Origin of the sequence: Streptosporangium sp. NPDC000239, from assembly GCF_040300765.1 — a bacterium.
GTDB lineage: Bacteria > Actinomycetota > Actinomycetes > Streptosporangiales > Streptosporangiaceae > Streptosporangium.
Genome location: NZ_JBEPEI010000012.1, coordinates 39,558 through 55,161, shown reverse-complemented (window position 1 = coordinate 55,161; position 15,604 = coordinate 39,558). Strand labels below are relative to the sequence as shown.

General features: G+C 63.5%; 12 protein-coding genes, 1 tRNA gene and 1 pseudogene. 7 read left to right on the top strand and 7 right to left on the bottom strand.

Annotated features, from left to right (window positions below; all coding sequences use genetic code 11):
* The first annotated feature begins 908 nt into the window (after window positions 1–908).
* Window positions 909–1,130 carry a hypothetical protein gene (locus ABT340_RS26570; protein ID WP_352013549.1) on the top strand — a complete coding sequence of 74 codons (222 nt, stop codon included), beginning with the start codon at window positions 909–911 and terminating at the stop codon, window positions 1,128–1,130.
* Between the two features lie 77 nt (window positions 1,131–1,207).
* On the opposite strand, the gene ABT340_RS26565 is transcribed toward ABT340_RS26570, so the two are convergent.
* The 3 genes from ABT340_RS26565 to ABT340_RS26555 form a co-directional block, all read right to left on the bottom strand.
* Complete coding sequence (locus ABT340_RS26565; RefSeq protein ID WP_352013548.1) at window positions 1,208–3,067, bottom strand: hypothetical protein; 1,860 nt, start codon at window positions 3,065–3,067, stop codon at window positions 1,208–1,210.
* 2,213 nt (window positions 3,068–5,280) lie between these two features.
* Complete coding sequence (locus ABT340_RS26560) at window positions 5,281–5,907, bottom strand: hypothetical protein (RefSeq protein ID WP_352013547.1); 627 nt, start codon at window positions 5,905–5,907, stop codon at window positions 5,281–5,283.
* A gap of 295 nt (window positions 5,908–6,202) precedes the next feature.
* Complete coding sequence (locus ABT340_RS26555; RefSeq protein ID WP_352013546.1) at window positions 6,203–6,424, bottom strand: hypothetical protein; 222 nt, start codon at window positions 6,422–6,424, stop codon at window positions 6,203–6,205.
* Window positions 6,425–7,055: 631 nt separating this feature from the next.
* On the opposite strand from ABT340_RS26555, the gene ABT340_RS26550 reads away from it, so the two are divergent.
* The 3 genes from ABT340_RS26550 to ABT340_RS26540 all read left to right on the top strand — a co-directional run bounded on the left by ABT340_RS26550 (window position 7,056) and on the right by ABT340_RS26540 (window position 10,175).
* Window positions 7,056–7,130: transfer RNA gene (locus tag ABT340_RS26550), tRNA-OTHER, on the top strand.
* 263 nt (window positions 7,131–7,393) lie between these two features.
* The gene (locus ABT340_RS26545; protein ID WP_352013545.1) at window positions 7,394–9,061 is read left to right on the top strand and encodes a TROVE domain-containing protein; all 1,668 of its coding nucleotides are present in this window, start codon (window positions 7,394–7,396) and stop codon (window positions 9,059–9,061) included.
* Between the two features lie 199 nt (window positions 9,062–9,260).
* On the top strand, window positions 9,261–10,175 hold the full coding sequence (locus ABT340_RS26540; RefSeq protein ID WP_352013544.1) for a hypothetical protein: 915 nt from the start codon (window positions 9,261–9,263) through the stop codon (window positions 10,173–10,175).
* 76 nt (window positions 10,176–10,251) lie between these two features.
* Here ABT340_RS26540 and ABT340_RS26535 read toward each other — a convergent pair whose 3' ends face one another.
* Window positions 10,252–10,434 (bottom strand): hypothetical protein, encoded by a 183-nt coding sequence (locus ABT340_RS26535; RefSeq protein ID WP_352013543.1) that lies wholly within the window; start codon window positions 10,432–10,434, stop codon window positions 10,252–10,254.
* A 500-nt stretch (window positions 10,435–10,934) separates the two neighbouring features.
* Between ABT340_RS26535 and ABT340_RS26530 the strand changes: the two are divergent.
* Window positions 10,935–11,474: pseudogene (locus tag ABT340_RS26530) on the top strand (phosphotransferase family protein); the annotation flags it as partial.
* A gap of 28 nt (window positions 11,475–11,502) precedes the next feature.
* On the opposite strand, the gene ABT340_RS26525 reads toward ABT340_RS26530, so the two are convergent.
* Together ABT340_RS26525 and ABT340_RS26520 are read right to left on the bottom strand one after the other, a co-directional pair.
* Window positions 11,503–12,105 (bottom strand): response regulator transcription factor, encoded by a 603-nt coding sequence (locus tag ABT340_RS26525; RefSeq protein ID WP_352013542.1) that lies wholly within the window; start codon window positions 12,103–12,105, stop codon window positions 11,503–11,505.
* Complete coding sequence (locus tag ABT340_RS26520) at window positions 12,105–13,268, bottom strand: sensor histidine kinase (protein WP_352013541.1); 1,164 nt, start codon at window positions 13,266–13,268, stop codon at window positions 12,105–12,107. Before ABT340_RS26520 ends, ABT340_RS26525 begins: the two co-directional genes overlap by 1 nt.
* 110 nt (window positions 13,269–13,378) lie before the next feature.
* Here ABT340_RS26520 and ABT340_RS26515 point away from each other — a divergent pair, with 110 nt between their 5' ends.
* A complete protein-coding gene (locus ABT340_RS26515) occupies window positions 13,379–13,930 on the top strand; it encodes a hypothetical protein (RefSeq protein ID WP_352013540.1) in 552 nt (183 codons plus the stop codon).
* Window positions 13,931–13,959: 29 nt separating this feature from the next.
* Here the strand turns inward: ABT340_RS26515 and ABT340_RS26510 are convergent, their stop codons facing one another.
* Window positions 13,960–14,421, bottom strand: a complete 462-nt coding sequence (locus ABT340_RS26510) for an HIT family protein (RefSeq protein ID WP_352013539.1) — start codon at window positions 14,419–14,421, stop codon at window positions 13,960–13,962.
* A 165-nt stretch (window positions 14,422–14,586) separates the two neighbouring features.
* Here ABT340_RS26510 and ABT340_RS26505 point away from each other — a divergent pair, with 165 nt between their 5' ends.
* Window positions 14,587–15,588: a 5'-nucleotidase C-terminal domain-containing protein gene (locus ABT340_RS26505; protein ID WP_352013538.1), complete on the top strand. Its 1,002-nt coding sequence runs from the start codon at window positions 14,587–14,589 to the stop codon at window positions 15,586–15,588.
* Window positions 15,589–15,604: the final 16 nt, after the last annotated feature.

Genomic DNA, 15,604 nt, shown 5'->3' with positions numbered 1-15,604 from the left:
TCTCAAGTAATGCTTCATCTCGGTGTTGGCCGAGAATATTGGGCGCACCCCCTCGGTATTGCGTACGTACTTCCATTCAGGCGTCGCATCGTAGTGATGCTAGACGGTGCTAGTTCGGCATTCGGGTACCCACTAGAGATGAATCTGCACGCCGCGCAGCTACTTCTTCCCTACGCCGAGCCGGGATTTCAGGTCAATGGTGTTCTAGGCCTTCGTGTTACTGCAGCCAATGGCAGAGATCTAAGTCTTACCGATATCGAAAACGGCGGCGAGGTAGTCATTCGGGGTGTTAAAGGAACTCGCTGGCACGAAATTCTTCCGAAGCTGCGGGACGAATACCGAAGGTCCAAAGTCATTCCGCTCTGGAATCTGGACGGATGGTCTCAGCATGAACTAGATCACAAAAGCAGCCACAGAACGCTCGTTAACTATGGCGCAAGGATATCTTGGCTGGGGTCGGGGTTACTCCGAAGAGCTGCATTGTGGCACACCGTCAGCACTGCCTACACTACGAGCTCGTGGACCGGTGATGGAGATTGGATTTTTGAGCTCGATTCTTATTATGAGATCGGAAACGATCACAACCGCTTTCTGGACCTTCTCGCCGACCCGCAGTGGGGGATCAACTTAAAGATACAGAGACATTATTGCGAGTGCGTATCTCCGTGGTCCAATAGCATGTATCACATGAAAGCCTGCTATTACTACCTAGTCAATAGAGATGAGTCAATTCCTGGGCGGCTCCAATTACGGTTCCGAACACTGGGGCCAGCCTATGAGGTCCACGATAAGGACCTATTTATAAAGGCGGGGGCTGAACCTTCGTGGATCGATCGCGTTCACCCTAATTCGGGAGGGGGAGATGGAGGGCGTAACGCCTACGCACACCCCATTCGGCAGGAAGTCAAATGAGCTGGGATTCGGTGGCGCTGACAATCCTCGGTGCCACTAGTCTCGCGACTCTTTTGCTATCACAAATTCGAGATATTCTTATCAAGGCGGGTGAAGCTATCCAAGCGTGGCGCCAATTGAAAGGCTTAGCGGCACGAGGAAATGAGTGCGTAACTGACAGTGATGCGGGACCAAGTGCGCCCCCTGTCATCAATCCCGGCGAGGAGAAGGGAGATTGACGAACATATTTCGAGTCCATGTATTTGATCATTTGCGTCTATCTTGACTTGGCCATCGACTGTCGCTTCCTCTAGTTCTACACCTCATCATCAGAAAGCTCTACCGTAACTTCTTCGGGCCAGCGCCAGCCAAGTCGAACTCTACGATTCCATGTTCTTCTTCTGCTGCTCCAAGGAATTGCAATCACGCCGATAAAAATCGCTAGAACTGCCAGATAGACCATCCAGGTGCCGTTAGCGCCCTGCGCTGCGATTTCTTTCAACGGCGCAGCAATTCTGCCTACCCCGTTGGATGTGTCGATGTTCGCAACAACTTTTAAGCCGTCATCAACATTCGGGAGCGCGATGATTGCCGCTGCGACTAATGCAGCCGCTGCGGTCACGTTAGCCCGCCGAGAGGCCCTTTTGGCTTGAATTGCCGCCAATACATCGCGTTTCATTTCCAGGTTGGTCAGCGTTCGCTGATAGAGACTTGGAACACCCAGACTTGAGTCGACGTGCTCAGCGATCTCTCTGGCGGTCCCATACGTTAGAACTTCGACGCCATGTCGAAGTTCCGCGAATTCCTCGACCTGACTGTCTAGGTGACGCGAACTGCGCATGCTTCCACGGATAGCGCGGTCAAGGCGTTTAGCTTGTTGGTAGCCTGCCAAAGAATAGCTAATAGCGGTGAGATCGTGAAGGTTAGCCACATGAGAATATTCGACCTCGTCGGCGCTACCGACGAAGCTCCAGTTTATTCTGACGGCACTAGCGAAAGATGCATAGAGAGACGACGATACTGTTTCGAATAGATCCTCGGGTAGGAACTTCTGCATCCCGCGCTCTGATATATTTTCGTGCCATCCAACTCGTGCGGCCAGGCCAGCCAGTTCTTTTTTGTGGTGAACCATCCAGTCGTCCCGGCTCCGGCAACGGCATTCAAGGCTCTCTATGCATATCAGGGTATAGCAGAACCATGTTGCATCGTTTCGAATCCTGCACGAATAGCGGATAGCTGCGTCATAAATATTGAATATATCGGAGAGCGTGGTGGTTTCTGTGCTAGAAAGCGTCCACCACTTTGATCCTCCTTCAATATCGGAGGCGACGGTTCCGGACAAGTCATTTAGAGACCCGCTGATGCTACGAACGTAGGGTTTAAGGATTTCCTCGCATAACCTGGACTGGGGGATGATTACTCCCTTTGCCGAGGTTGCATTGAACCGGCTTGCCATGGAAGACGATTCAAAGGCAATTGAGAAGCATAGTTGAGCAATGCCCGAATGGTAGAGAACTAGGTCTACATCGATCCACGACTTAGAGTTGCCGAATGGCGTCCCATCCGTTTGGCCAGATATATTTCCTTGAAATGGCTTGAGCTGAAGTCTAATGAAGGGATTATCTTGCAGATAACCAGGTGCGAACATCTTCCGATCGATGGCATGGTCTAGTCCGCGATACATCAATTTATTGCGCATGCTGTCGTCGATGATGTCCACAGCTTCGCGTAGATCCGCATTTAATTTTTCTGTGAAACTATCCTCTCTGATGCTCTCCTCAGGTTCTATTTTCGCTACCGGAATTTTGTGGCGCAGAAGTCTACTAGCGTAATAGCTAACTGCAAGTCTGGCTACAGATCGACCGAGTGATGGCGATCGTATTGACTCTTTTATTATTACAGGCCAACTTCCTCTATGAATCGCTGCATTGAAATCCGACACCTTTAGTGCTTTGTGCTTATTGTGGAGTAATTGCTTAAATTTCGGTGTTACTATTACCTGCGGACTTGCCGCAGTGATGGCCGACTCCGCAATTCCAAGACGTAGCAGTTTTGCCGCAACTTGTTCGTACTTCCGGGAGGCGCCCAAGTCGAATGTGAAGACGTAGTAGACCCCAGTGGGGCCGATCATGGCCTGATGGGCAGGCTGCTTGAAGGTGAATCTCCCGAAACGCATAAAAGCAAGATAGCGGGAGCCGCAGCTAAGCACAGGTTCACCTTGAACTTCAGGTGTGGGAGCCCTGACCTCGGTGTCGAGTCTTATGAGGGTGTCGAGCGCTAGAGGGAGACTGCCGAATTGTTCTTGTAAGGATCAAGCGGCGGCGCGCCGCGCCGCCGTAACCGGCCCTCTGCCGCCCGCCGTCCGGGCGTGCGGCTTGGGCGCCGGTCCCGAACGGCAGCGCCCCGGGCCGTCCACCGATCGTCGCAACCTCAGTTGCCGAGCGATCTCGCCGACTCCAGCGACGCACCGCCGCCCACAAGGGTGAAGCCGCCGGCTTAACTGCTGGGTCCTTCCCATATGTAGAGCGAGACCGTTCGAATGCTGCCCTCACGATCGCCTGACTTCGGTTGGCCATCGCTAATGGCTGGGGGCGATCGGTGGGCTGTGGCTTCGTTCCTCAGCCACAGCCCACCGAAGATGCCGGACCGCATGTCACGTGGATGCTGTACTACCACGAGCACGCCTTGCTCTGTATGCGGCCTGCCTGCACCGATTGGAACAGAACCTTCTTGGCCGTCCACCAACTGGACTGGTGTTGTGAGAGGCAAAACGACGCTCACCGCAATGACTGCACCAGACGATTTCAATTGGCTCTGGATCCGCGACTTGCAGCTCTAGGACACTCCCTGGCAGGCGACGTGCATCAATGAAGTCGACCTCGGAGTCATCGTCCATCACGCGTAGTTGCGACCTGCGCGCAGGGTGCTCGAGCTTTCTGACTGCTCGATTAATCGTGCGCCACATTTCGGCGGGGTGCATGGCATACATGTCCGCGATCTGGCCGACTGTCAGCGGACTGCCGACGACGAGGCCGAAAGCCAGGCAAATCAGTTCCCGTTCTCTGTCGGTCAGCGTGTAGAGGACGGCTGCGAGAATGTCGCCCTCGTCTATAGCCAGCCGCGGAACTGGGTCGTTGAGCGGGCGTCGCCTTGTCACTCCCTGCCCCCTGTCGGGTCGACCGTGGGTGAGTCCTGCGTGGCCACCATGGGAGGGTCGGCCTGGCTTCCGTAAGTGCGTGTGAGGGGCCGTGTGAGGTTGGCGAGTACCTGCATGAGCCCTGGGGCGAGCCTAGGGATGTCACGCGCCTCGGTCTTGTTGATGGCTGCCTTCGCGATCGAGTAGAGCAGGACTGCGATCACGAGGACTGTGGCTAGCCATGCGCCAGCTATCAGCACTGGCCAGGGAATAGCTTGGACCGCTGACGAGCGTGGTGGCATTTTACCTCCAGAGACGACAAAGGCGGCCCCGCTATGCGAGGCCGCCTTCGTGGAACCGACTAAATGACAAAAGCCCTTGAATCCAGACTGGACTCAAGGGCTCACGTAAGTTGGGCACACTTTTCCCCAACAAGAGCCGAGTGTAACAGGGGGGCCACCTCCCGGCAATCTGACTATCCATGCAGGTCAGAGCATTCCGAATGAGAGAGCGCTTTTGCTGAGGAGGTTTCGTAACGAGGTGCGCGTAGTAAGCGAGGCGGATAGCTGGCTTGCGGTCGGCGTGCCCGTTGCGTGCCCGATGAGCCAGGGAACAACGGGTAACTGGGGCTACCCACGGGTAGCGCAATCATGTACTTGAGCTGGGTCTTTGCAGCTAGCTCAAGATCGGCAAGCCTATTTGCAAGCAGGATGTCAGGAGTTCGAATCTCCTAGGCTCCACTCGCTTTCATGTCTCTGACCGGCCTGAACGGCTCGTCTTTCTCCCGGGGAAATGATCTTTGCTCCCTGGGCGGTTGGGGAGATCGTTTCCCACAGCCCGAGACGGGATCCCGTACTCCTTGCCGGCTCGTCGAGTTCGCATGTCGTCGTCGGTAGAGCGACCTGGCTCGGACACCACGGTTGGAGTCGGTGTCACGGAGTGGACCATCGCCATCGTCCACGGCGAGATCCTTCATGTGGGCGCTCGATGGACGGGGGATGTGCCACCGGACGAGGCCGGCGTCTGAGGCCGTTCGACCCGCGACAGGCGGTCGCGGTCCGCGCCGCCGAGCGCTCATGATGGCCGGACAGGCTGCGTTGCGCGCGGACCAGGTGGAGGGTCGTGACGACGGACGAATTCGGTGCTCGCCGTACGGGGGTGGGACCCTTCGTTCCTGGAGGTCGCGTGGACAGGCGTGCCGGCGCCACCCCGGGAATCGCCGACCATGATCGAACCCTTACCCGTACGGCCTCCTACAGCCCCGGGTGGAAGCCCGGAGAGCCCAGCTGTTCGAACCAGCTCGGTGGCTCGGGCGCGGTGAACGCTTTGGTCATCGCGTCCAGCCAGGCGGCGAACGTGGGGAAGTCCGGGGTGGAGTTGGCCGGGTCCTCCCAGTCCCCGCCCTCAACGTAGCGGGCACGCCCTTCCTGGTCGTCGTAGTGGTGGTGGTAGACCGGGTATTCGCCGTCCGCGTCCGGCTGGGTGACATCGAAGCACCAGACCGCCTCGTTGTCCGCGTCGGCGAGGGCGAAGCCGACCAGGTGGTTGGTGGACAGCCACCGGCCGTCGCCGCGGTCCACATGCTCGGGCATGTGCACGAGATCGGAGTTCAGCTCGACGACGGCATCGTCACCGACGACGACGAACTCGATGTACCGGTCGGATGAGGCGTCCCAGCGCTTACAGGAAAAGGTGTTGTGCTCGGCGAGGAAAGCCCGGTAGCTGGGCGGGGCCGTCCATTCGATGGTTCCGAAATGGGGCTTCAGCCCTGTCTCGCGGTCGCGGACGGCTTCGGTGGAGGCGGGCTCCGACGCCGTGATGACGACCGTTCCGGATTCGGCGGCGCGGTGAAGGATTGCCAGACTCTCGGCTATCGACATCGTGGTCCTTGGTCGGTTGTTCGTACGGCTACGCGGGTGTGGCCCGATAACAGCTTCTGGTCGCACCAATCCGTGTGGCCTCAAAGGATGCTCGTCCTCATGAGGTTGCTCCCGGTTATGTGAAAACGGCAAGGTCTCCGGCCGTGCGACTCTTCGACGGTGTGTCGGCGTTCAACTCGCAGAGCTGGGGCCACGCCGCCGTACGCACCAGGACCACAGGACGCGCCTCGCGTGACGATATACCCTCACTCTGCACCTACGGCGCATATGACGCATATGGCGAGGAGTGACTTTGTCACCCGACGAAGCAGTCGAGGCCCCTTTGTCTGGAGTCTCCAGTGGAGAGATCTATCTCTGGGTCGGCTACGAGGCCGTCCGCACGGTGATCCTCCTGGGCGTCCTGCTGCTTTCCGCCCTCCTGGTCACTGCCGTGGTCGTTGCTGTTTTTTACCACCTGTCGCGCCGCCTTCCGGGCCTCCGCCGGAGGCCTCGGCTCCGGGATGATCGCCAATCGCAAGGGCTGACTTCCTGGTGGTTGGTGTAGAGGCCTGATCGTCCCGGCTTCTGCGGTTCAAGGCCGTCTGTGACCGTTGACATCCAACGGATCGAGGAACGCCTACCGGTTGACACACACGCGAAGGCGTCCTTGTTGCCCTCCGGGGGGATGAGGCAGAAGTACGAAGGCCCCGGCAGGAACCGCCAGGCGAGGACGTCGACCACCGCTCACGAGCCTGCCGTCGTCGGACGGCCGCGTGATCACACCATTCGGAGGGATGTGATCACATTTTCCTCGGTTGTCACTCTCGTCCGGAAATTCAGGTGTGACGCGTCACGGGAATCGGTAGCGTTGCATGCAGTTCATCGGGCCTGGAGACGGTGCGGGTCGAAGGACATCGGTTATCTCTTCAAATCAGATGCCGCCGGTGTCCGCCCTCATATCCGTGCCTTCTCTCGGCCCGATGAGCTGGTCAGGTCTGGTGCCGGCACGGGTCGAAGCTCGTCGGTTATCCACTGTTAATGGGGCGGTTGCGGGTTCGAGTCCCGTCGTGGGTTTCGGCTCACGTAGCTCAATCGGTAGAGCACCAAAAAGGCCGGTGGGCGTCCCCATATCCGTGACGGCTCCAGACCTGATCGTTCATCGGTCCGCCGGTGGCGTGGGTCGAATCTCGATCGGTTATCGCTCTGTAAAAGCGGAGACCCGGGTTCGAATCCCGGCGCCGCCTTCGGGTGGTGTGGTGCAGCGGCCCAGCACGTTCAACGGCCGGTCGGTCTCTCCACATCCGCGCCGCAGGAAGGGCTGATGAACGGGGGAGAGCGGGTCGAATCCAGTCGGTTATCACATGGTGAATTCAGGTTCGAGTCCTGTCGGGTCAGCTCGCCTGACCCATCGCCCAGCTTGGTAGGGCACAGCCGGTCGGAGATCCCACATCCGCTCTCCCCTTTTCGCATATCCGCCTCTGGGCGGGTCGAACGGAAGGAAACGCCCATGGCTCCCCGTGATCCCCTCGCCGCGGTGTCGACGGTCGCGACCCCGCAGTCTCAGCCGATCCCCGGCCGCAGTGACCAGGTGCCCAACGCTGCGGGCGGCTACGTGTTCGCCAAGGATCTGTGGACCCGCCTGGAGGACTTCCTCATCCTCGGCACGACGGGCGGCACCTACTACGTGGGTGAGGACAAGCTGACGGCGGAGAACGCCGGCGTGTTGTTCCAGGCGATCGCCGAGGACGGACCGCGCGTTGTGCGGCTGCTCACGGACATTTCAACGGCTCGCCCGCCGCGCGCTCCGAAGCCGCGCCCGGCGCTGTTCGCGCTCGCTGCCTGCTACGCCCGGGGGGACGCCGACACGCGCCAGGCGGCGAAGTCGGCACTTGTGAAGGTCGCCCGGACGACGGACCATCTGGCGCAGTTCTTCGGCTACTACAAGAACCTTGGCGGGAAGCCGACCTCACGCGGTACGGCGCCGCGGGTGGGCCGGTCGCTTCGGACGGCGCTCGGCTCCTGGTTCCTGCGGGGTGACCCGGACCACGTGGCGTTCAAGGCGGTGAAGGCGCGGCAGCGTAAGACGCCACAGGGTGAGGCGTTCGACCTGCGGGACGTGCTGCGGATCGCCCACCCTGCCGCTGACTCCGAGCAGCGGAAGGCCTTGTTCGGGTGGATCGCCGGAAACGTCACCGATGACGAGGCGCGTGACGAGCTGCCGGCGGTCGACCGGTTCCTCACCGCGAAGGCCGTCACCACAGTCGACCAGGCCGTCCGGGTCGTGACGGAGGCGCGGGTGCCGTGGGAGTTCCTCCCCGACGCGATGCTGCGCGAGCCCGCCGTGTGGGAGGCGCTCATCGACACCGTCGGCATGACCGCCCTCATCCGCAACCTGGCCCGCATGACCCGGATCGGGGCGCTCAAGCCCCTCGGCGACGCCACCGGCCGGGCGGTCGCCCGGCTCACCGACCGTGACGCGATCCTCAAGGCGCGCATCCACCCGATGGACGCCTGGCTCGCACTCCGCGTCTACAACTCGGGACAGGCGCAGCCGAACCCGCGCGCCGACCGGCAGGTGTGGCAGCCGGTGCCGGCGGTCTCCGACGCGTTGGAGGAGACGTACGAGCTCGCCTTCGGCGCCGTCGCACCCTCGGGGAAGCGACTGCTGGTCGCCGTCGACTCGTCAGGATCGATGAGCTGGGGCGGCGGGGTGCGGGTCGGCGGGTCGCCGGTCGGCTCGCCGTACGAGGTCGGTTGCGCCATGGCTGTCATGCTCGCCCGCATCGAGCACGGTGACGTCCACGTCATCGACGTCGACACCGATGTCCACCCCTCCAAGGTGACGCCGCGCACGAACCTCCGGGAGATCTCCACCTGGAGCCCCTCGGGCGGCGGCACCGACCTGTCGCTCCCGTTCGTCTGGGCGCGGCGTGAGCGGTTCCACGCCGATGGCATCGTGGTCTTCACCGACAACGAGACGTGGGCCGGCCGGACTCACCCGTCGCAGGCGCTGCGCGCCTACCGAGACAGCGTCAACCCGCGGGCCCGGGTCGTGGTCGCGGCGATGACCGCTGCCGGCTACTCGATCGGTGAGCCGGACGACGAAGGCGTGTTGAACATGGCGGGTGTGGACGCGTCGCTCCCACTGGTCATCAACGGCTTCGTGCGCGCGTAGAGCCGAACCGGAGCCCCGGCCCACCGACCAAGGGGGCCGGGGCCTCCGGTCGGTCCATGTCGCGCCAGAAGAGGTCGGCCCGTCGTTTCAAGCTCCGGTGCGGCATTCCGTCCGATGAATGAGGACGCGATCGTCCGACATCCGTATGTGATTCACGGGTGGCACGATCTTCATCGCCTGCTTTAGCCGAAGGAGCGTTATGAAGCGTCTCAGCGTCGTCGTCGCGCTTGGTGTGTTCGCGGCTTTACTCACCGATACCGGAACCGCTCTTGCCGCGCCGCCTGTAGAGCCGGTCCAAGCTCTCAGGAAGCAGTTCGTGGCCGGACGGGGCGTCTTGGTGTCCGAGACGAGCCGGACGACCGTCAAGGCGTCGAAGGAGACCTACACCAGCCGAACCACCGGCACGATCGCGTTCGGGAAGCCCGGAGTGGTCGGTTACGACCTCACCGAGAAGGTGAAGATCACCCCAAAGAACAGGGCCACTCTCAGCGCCGACGAACTGGAAACCATGAGGACCCCCCTCCGCGCGGTCAATGTGGGGCGCTACACCTATGTCCAGGGTTTCGAGTGGGGGCCGATGCCCGAAGGAACGAGTTGGATCAGGTTCGGCAAGAGCGCGACCTGGCAGTGGTACGGCCAGCGCGGCGAACAACGCGTTGACGTCCTCAGCCCCGCGAGGCTGAAGTTCGTGATCTCGAAAGCCACCTCCTTCCACTCGGGTGAGTATCGCGGCACCCTCAGAACCGAGGATCTGTACGCCGAGCGGGGCCCCATGAACCCGGAAAAGCTGAAGATCTCGTTCAGACTGTTCGTCGACAGGAACGGACTTCCCGTCCGCCTGGTCACGCGGTACACGGAAACCGAACAGGAATTCAGGCCCAAGGGCAAGACGGTCACGAGAACGTACGACAGCGTGGTGGACACCCGGTACCACCACTGGAACGCGAAGGTGAAGGTCGTCGCCCCTCCGGAGGCCGAGGTCGTGGACTTCGGTGACCTGCCGATAAACCAGTCGCGCTGGGGCGAGGAGTCGCTGAAACTCAACTCTGCGGGACCGGTTGAGAAGTGCGCCAACCTCGTTCCCTGCCGGCTCCCGTTCAGGATCCCCAACTGAACGGAACACGTGTCCCACCGTTCCCACGATCCATATCGTGCCGAAACGGCGGGGTGTGGGCTCGTGCGCTTTTCGGCTAGTCCTTCTGGCGACCCGCGCGGTACTCGCGGATCGCCAGAACGACCGAAAGGACAAGAATCACGACCACGGGGGCGGATCGTGCGAGCAGATCCCAGCCCCTCTCACCGTCGGAAACGGACAGTGCGATATAAGTCGGCAGCGCGATCACGCCGACCAGGACGACCTTCCACCAGATCATTCCTTTGAGTCTTTTCATGAGAGTGTTCGCTCCGGCTCCTCTGGTCAGGCGAGAATCATGAAAGGTCGTTTTCTGGTTCGTTCTCCGAACCTGCTCCGACGAGCTCCCCTCCGGCTGTCGTCGTTTCCGTTTTGTGGTCGACCTTTCTTTGACGATAACTCCGGATGCGCTCCGGCGGCGTGGTGATGCTGTGCGGGTCGCGCGGAAAACCGATGACACGGTCTTTCGTGGAGGTACCGAGACCAGGACGCCGTCTGTGAACGTCACTGTCGGAGCAGGTTGCGGCCACGGCCTCGAAATATGACCGGAGAGTCGGCTCCGAACCGAGAACCCCGGGCCGTCGGTGCCCCGTGAACGCCGGGACACAATGTCTTCGTCGCTGTCGCGGTCGCCGCCGAGTACGGTGTGCGGGTCGGTGAGTCGGTGGTGTTGAAGGACTCTTTCAGCGTTCGGGTGCACCTTCGTCCGGCGCCGATCGTGGCCCGTGTGCCCACGGTCACCACGCTCGGCAGGCCGCGACCGGCCGGGCGCCGGCGGATCTGCACACGGCTCTTCGCGACCATCCTGGAGAGTTGCCGTATCTCGGACCGGCGCTTGAGGAGACCGTCCTCCTCCTCGACCTGCTGGACTCGCGGGATCACCTGGACCGGGGGACGTACGCCGAACTGCGCGAGGAGCTCGATCTGCTGCGCGCCGAATCACACCGCCGGCCAGGCCCTGTCCAGGCCGTTCACGGAGACGCGCACGCGGGGAACCTCCTGGCGACCCCTGACGGACCGCGCTGGATCGACTTCGAGGAGGCCTGTCTCGGTCCGGTGGGCTGGGACCTCGCATGCATGCTCGGCGCGGGGCGGTTCCCGGGGTGGCGGCCCGTACAGGAGTATGGGGTGGATCCGGATGATCCGGGGCTTGGGCCGTTCCTGCGGGCTCGGCGGTTGCAGGCCGCGCTCTGGATGCTCGCCAAGACGCTGAGCTTCCCCGAGGAGACGCCCCGGGCGCTGGCGGCCCTCGACGACTGGTGCAGGAACAGGTTCTCCTGAACGCGCCCGAGGGAGGACGGCTCACAGCTCAGATCCAGCCCTCCTCCCAGGCGCGGTGGGCGGCAGCGTGGCGGGAGCCGACGCCGAGTTTGGCCATGGCCGCCGACAGGTAGTTGCGCACGGTGCCCGGAGCCAGGTGGACCTGGACGGCTATCTCCTTTATCGAGGCCCCGGTCCGGGAGGCCCGCAGTACCGCGAGTTCCCGGTCGCTGAGCGGACAGGCGCCCTCGGTCAGGGCCGTGGCGGCGATCTCGGGGTCGACGTAGCGCCGTCCGGCGGCGACATCCCGGATGATCTCCGCCAGCCTCGTCGCTGGGGTGGTCTTGGGCACGAACCCGCTCACCCCGACTGACAGCGCACGGCGCAGTACCCCGGGGCGGGCGTGTCGCGTCACCAGAATGATCTTGATAGGGGAGTTCGCCCTGATCTCCTCGGCGGCACGCAGGCCGTCGGCCGGTGGCATCTCCAGATCCAGCACGGCGATGTCGGGCCGATGCTCAAGCGTCAGCCGTACGGCGTCGGCGGAAGTGGCCGCCTCGGCGATGACGGTCAGGTCGTCCTCCAGCCCCAGTAGTGCGACCAGGGCACCCCTGACCAGGTCCTCGTCATCGGCGACCAGCAGCCGGATCATCACATCTCCTCGATGGGCACGCGGGCCGTCACGACGAAGCGGTCGCCGTCGTGCCGCCAGGTCAGCTCGCCTCCGGCGGTCGGCAGCCGTTCGGCGAGTGACCGCAGGCCGGTACCCGTGTCCGCGTCGGGCCGTTCGGACACACCGTCGTTGGTGACCGTGAGACGGGCCAGGCCGTCGGCGGTCCGGTATTCGATCTCGGCGTACCGGGCGTGGCTGTGGCGCAGCACGTTGGTGGTCGCCTCCCGCACCACAAGCCCCAGCAGGTGCCGTCCCGGGCCGGGAGGAAGGGCGGGGTCGAGCTTCGTCCGGGCGTCGACACCGGCCGAGGTGAGCACCCTGGTCGCGTTCGCGATCTCCTCCTCGAACGTGACACGGCGGTATCCCTGGACAACGGCCCGGGTGTCGCGCAACGCGTCCGCGGCGAGCCGCCGTACCTCCCGCATCTCTGCGGCCGCACGCGAGGGGTCGGCCTCGGCCAGCCGCGCCGCCAGCTCGCTCTTGAGCGCGATCACCTGCAGGTGGTGGCCCTGGATGTCGTGCAACTCGGCGGCGAACCGCAGTCGTTCGTCCTTGACCGCCAGCTCCGCGGACAACCGGCGGGCGGCGTTCAGCCGCTCGGCGACGTCCCACGCCCACAGCATCCCGAGTGTGACCCAGCCGCTGAGGATCATCAGCCCGGCGGGGAAGGCCGCCGCGAAGACCGAGCCCCGCCCCGTGATCCCGCCGAGTACGGCCACACCCGCCGCAGCGGTGACGATCAACAGGCGGCGACGCCGGGGCGACAGGAAGGTCGCGGTGATCGCGACCATCATGGCCGGGCCGAACGACCAGAGCCCGCGGTCCTGCAGGGCGAGCAGGATCACCCCCAACATCACGGAGCCCGCGCCACCGGCCACCAGCCACCGCACCGGGGTCGTGACAGACGGAGACCCGTGGGGGAGGCGCGGAAGCCGACGGCTGACGGACACCGCGACGGCCGTCACCGTCAGTGCGAGGGCGGCGACGGCGGCGAGCCGTACCGCGACCGGTACCGCCGGGTCCATGATCCGGCTCCTGACGCTGAGGGCCAGGAAGAACACGGTGACGCCGATGAGGCTCCACCAGGTGGAGCGACGGAGGTTCGTCAGTCCCGCCCCTGGATCGACCGGTACGTCACGCACACGGCCATTGTCCACTCATGACAGATGTCATGCGATCACGTGTGGTTTCGGCGCTACCGACAGGCATCCGCGTCGAAGAGCCTGGAGGCCCCACACGAAGGAGCCTCTCGATGCGCCTCTCGACGCCCTCCACACGCTGGATCGACGCGCTGAAAGGCCGCTGGCCGACCGCCGTCGCCGTCGGCCTGGCGTTCCTCACCCTGGACGGCGGGGCCGGGAACCTCGCGCAGATCCTGCCTCTCCTGCCGCTGCTCTACCTCGTCGTCGCCAAGCTGGACCGCCCCGCGCTGTCATGGCCGCTGCTCGGCGTCGGCACGGCGATCGTCATCGGGTCGCGACTGCTGAACCTGGTCGCGCCGTCCACCGTCCTGTTCGCCCTGGCGCTGGCCGTACTGGTGTGGGGCGTGCTCGACGGGCACGCACGCCGCTCCGGCGAGTTCAGGCTCCAGGCGCTCGGCATGATCGGGTACGGCGCGCTCGCGCTGGCCGGGTTGGCCCTCGACCCGGAGGCCGGCCGGTACATCGTGGGGGCCGGATGGCTGCTGCACGGAGTCTGGGACTTCGCGCACCTGCGCCGTGGCAGGGTCGTGGCCCGCTCCTACGCCGAGTGGTGCGGCGTGTTCGACGTCCTGATCGGCCTGGGCCTGATCTTCCTGCCGTGACATCTGGGAACCGTGACATCTGGGAACCGTCAGAGTCTCAGGTTCTCGTACGGATCCAACTCCGCCAGCCCGGACCGGATCGCCTCCGCCTCCTGGTCGAGCAGGTCGCGTGCCCTTGTCCCCCAGTCGGCGGTTATCCGGAAACCGTCTCCCTCGAAACGCGGGAAGACGTGCAGGTGGAAGTGGAAGACCTCCTGGAACGCCGCCTCCCCGTCGGCGAGGAGGACGTTCACGCCCTCGCATCGCAGACCGGAGCGCCGCAGGGCCCGGCCCATCCGGTGGCCGGTCCGCCACACGTGCGTGCTCGTCTCCTCGTCGAGGTCCTCCAGTCCTACGGCGTGGACGCGCGGGATGACGAGGAGGTGGCCGGGGGTCACGGGCCCTATGTCCATGATCACCATCACCCGGTCGTCCGCGTAGGGAACGCTCGCCTCGGCCTCGCCGCGAACGATCGCGCAGAACACACAGTCCGGTCCGCCGTCATCTTTCATGGTTCACATGGTGGCGGTGGAGAAGGGTCGTTGCGAATCATTTTCTCCCCGTGGGAACCAGCCGCAACAATGCTTTCCGGTCGCCCTTTAAAAAATGTCAGTCGACCTGTCTAACGTCCATCCCGTCAAGAGAAAGAAGGGTTTCGAGAAAGGACTTTTGTGAGATTGTCGAGCAGATTCGGGGGGCTGGTGGCCGCCGTGGTCCTGGCGTCCGGCGTCTTCGCCCCCGTGGCGCAGGCGGCCCCGGAGCCGGTCACCTCCGGTGAGACCCCTCCGGCCCAGCAGGCCGACGCCCTCGCGGGAAACCCCGTGGGGAAGGTCACCATCGCCTTCGAACGGACCACGGCGACGAAGTGCCCGTTGACCTTCAAGATCCACGGTTACTTCGAGGGGCTGCCGGCCGGTTTCCAGCTCGTGCGCTACCGCCTCGTCGGCGCCGAGAAATGGAGGAGCTTCAAGGTCCCCGACAACCACGGCGCGGTTTTCCACACGGTGCTGGGAACCTTCAACTGGGACGAGAACACCGAGCAGACCTCGGTGCAGGTCGAGATCGGGCAGCCGGACGGCCTCACCTCCAACGTCATCCACTACTTCGAGTGCGCCTCGCCGGGTGGTGAGGAGACGTTCGGCGCGACCGCCGAGAAGATCCCGCTGACGCCGGGTGGCGGCCCGCTCGTCGAACTGGTCGCCGACGCCTACCTCGACGCGGTCCAGGCCGTCTCCGGCGCGGAGGTCGCCCTCGTCAGCAGGTACGGCTTCCACACCGACCTGGACGAGGGGCCGGTCACCTACGAGGAGCTGTGGGCCACCCAGCCCGCAGGACTGGCGATCGACGTGCACGCGATGACCGGCGCGCGGCTCAAGGAACTGCTGGCCTACCGGAACCCGTCCGGCTGGGTGCTGACCCCCTCGTCCTCGCTGCGCTACACGGTGCAGGACGGGGCTGTCACCGAGATCACGCTGAACGGCGTGCCCGTGACCGACACCCAGGTGATCAAGATCGCGGCCAACTACATCCTGATGGGCGGTTGGCAGGGCTTCCCGCAGTGGACGGACAGCACCGGCGTCTACCACGGCGGCCCCGACGACAGGGGGGCGCTGGCCTCCTACATCGTGAACAACTCGCCGGTCAGAGCCCCACAGGGAGACCGCGTCACCATCCGATGACCACCCCGGCCGCTCG

Coding starts and splice junctions, on each gene's coding strand:
- ABT340_RS26570 (WP_352013549.1), top strand. CDS start 909: ATGAGCTGGGATTCGGTGGCGCTGACAATCCTCGGTGCCACTAGTCTC.
- ABT340_RS26565 (WP_352013548.1), bottom strand. CDS start 3,067: ATGCGTTTCGGGAGATTCACCTTCAAGCAGCCTGCCCATCAGGCCATG.
- ABT340_RS26560 (WP_352013547.1), bottom strand. CDS start 5,907: ATGTCGATAGCCGAGAGTCTGGCAATCCTTCACCGCGCCGCCGAATCC.
- ABT340_RS26545 (WP_352013545.1), top strand. CDS start 7,394: ATGGCTCCCCGTGATCCCCTCGCCGCGGTGTCGACGGTCGCGACCCCG.
- ABT340_RS26540 (WP_352013544.1), top strand. CDS start 9,261: ATGAAGCGTCTCAGCGTCGTCGTCGCGCTTGGTGTGTTCGCGGCTTTA.
- ABT340_RS26535 (WP_352013543.1), bottom strand. CDS start 10,434: ATGATCTGGTGGAAGGTCGTCCTGGTCGGCGTGATCGCGCTGCCGACT.
- ABT340_RS26525 (WP_352013542.1), bottom strand. CDS start 12,105: ATGATCCGGCTGCTGGTCGCCGATGACGAGGACCTGGTCAGGGGTGCC.
- ABT340_RS26515 (WP_352013540.1), top strand. CDS start 13,379: ATGCGCCTCTCGACGCCCTCCACACGCTGGATCGACGCGCTGAAAGGC.
- ABT340_RS26510 (WP_352013539.1), bottom strand. CDS start 14,421: ATGAAAGATGACGGCGGACCGGACTGTGTGTTCTGCGCGATCGTTCGC.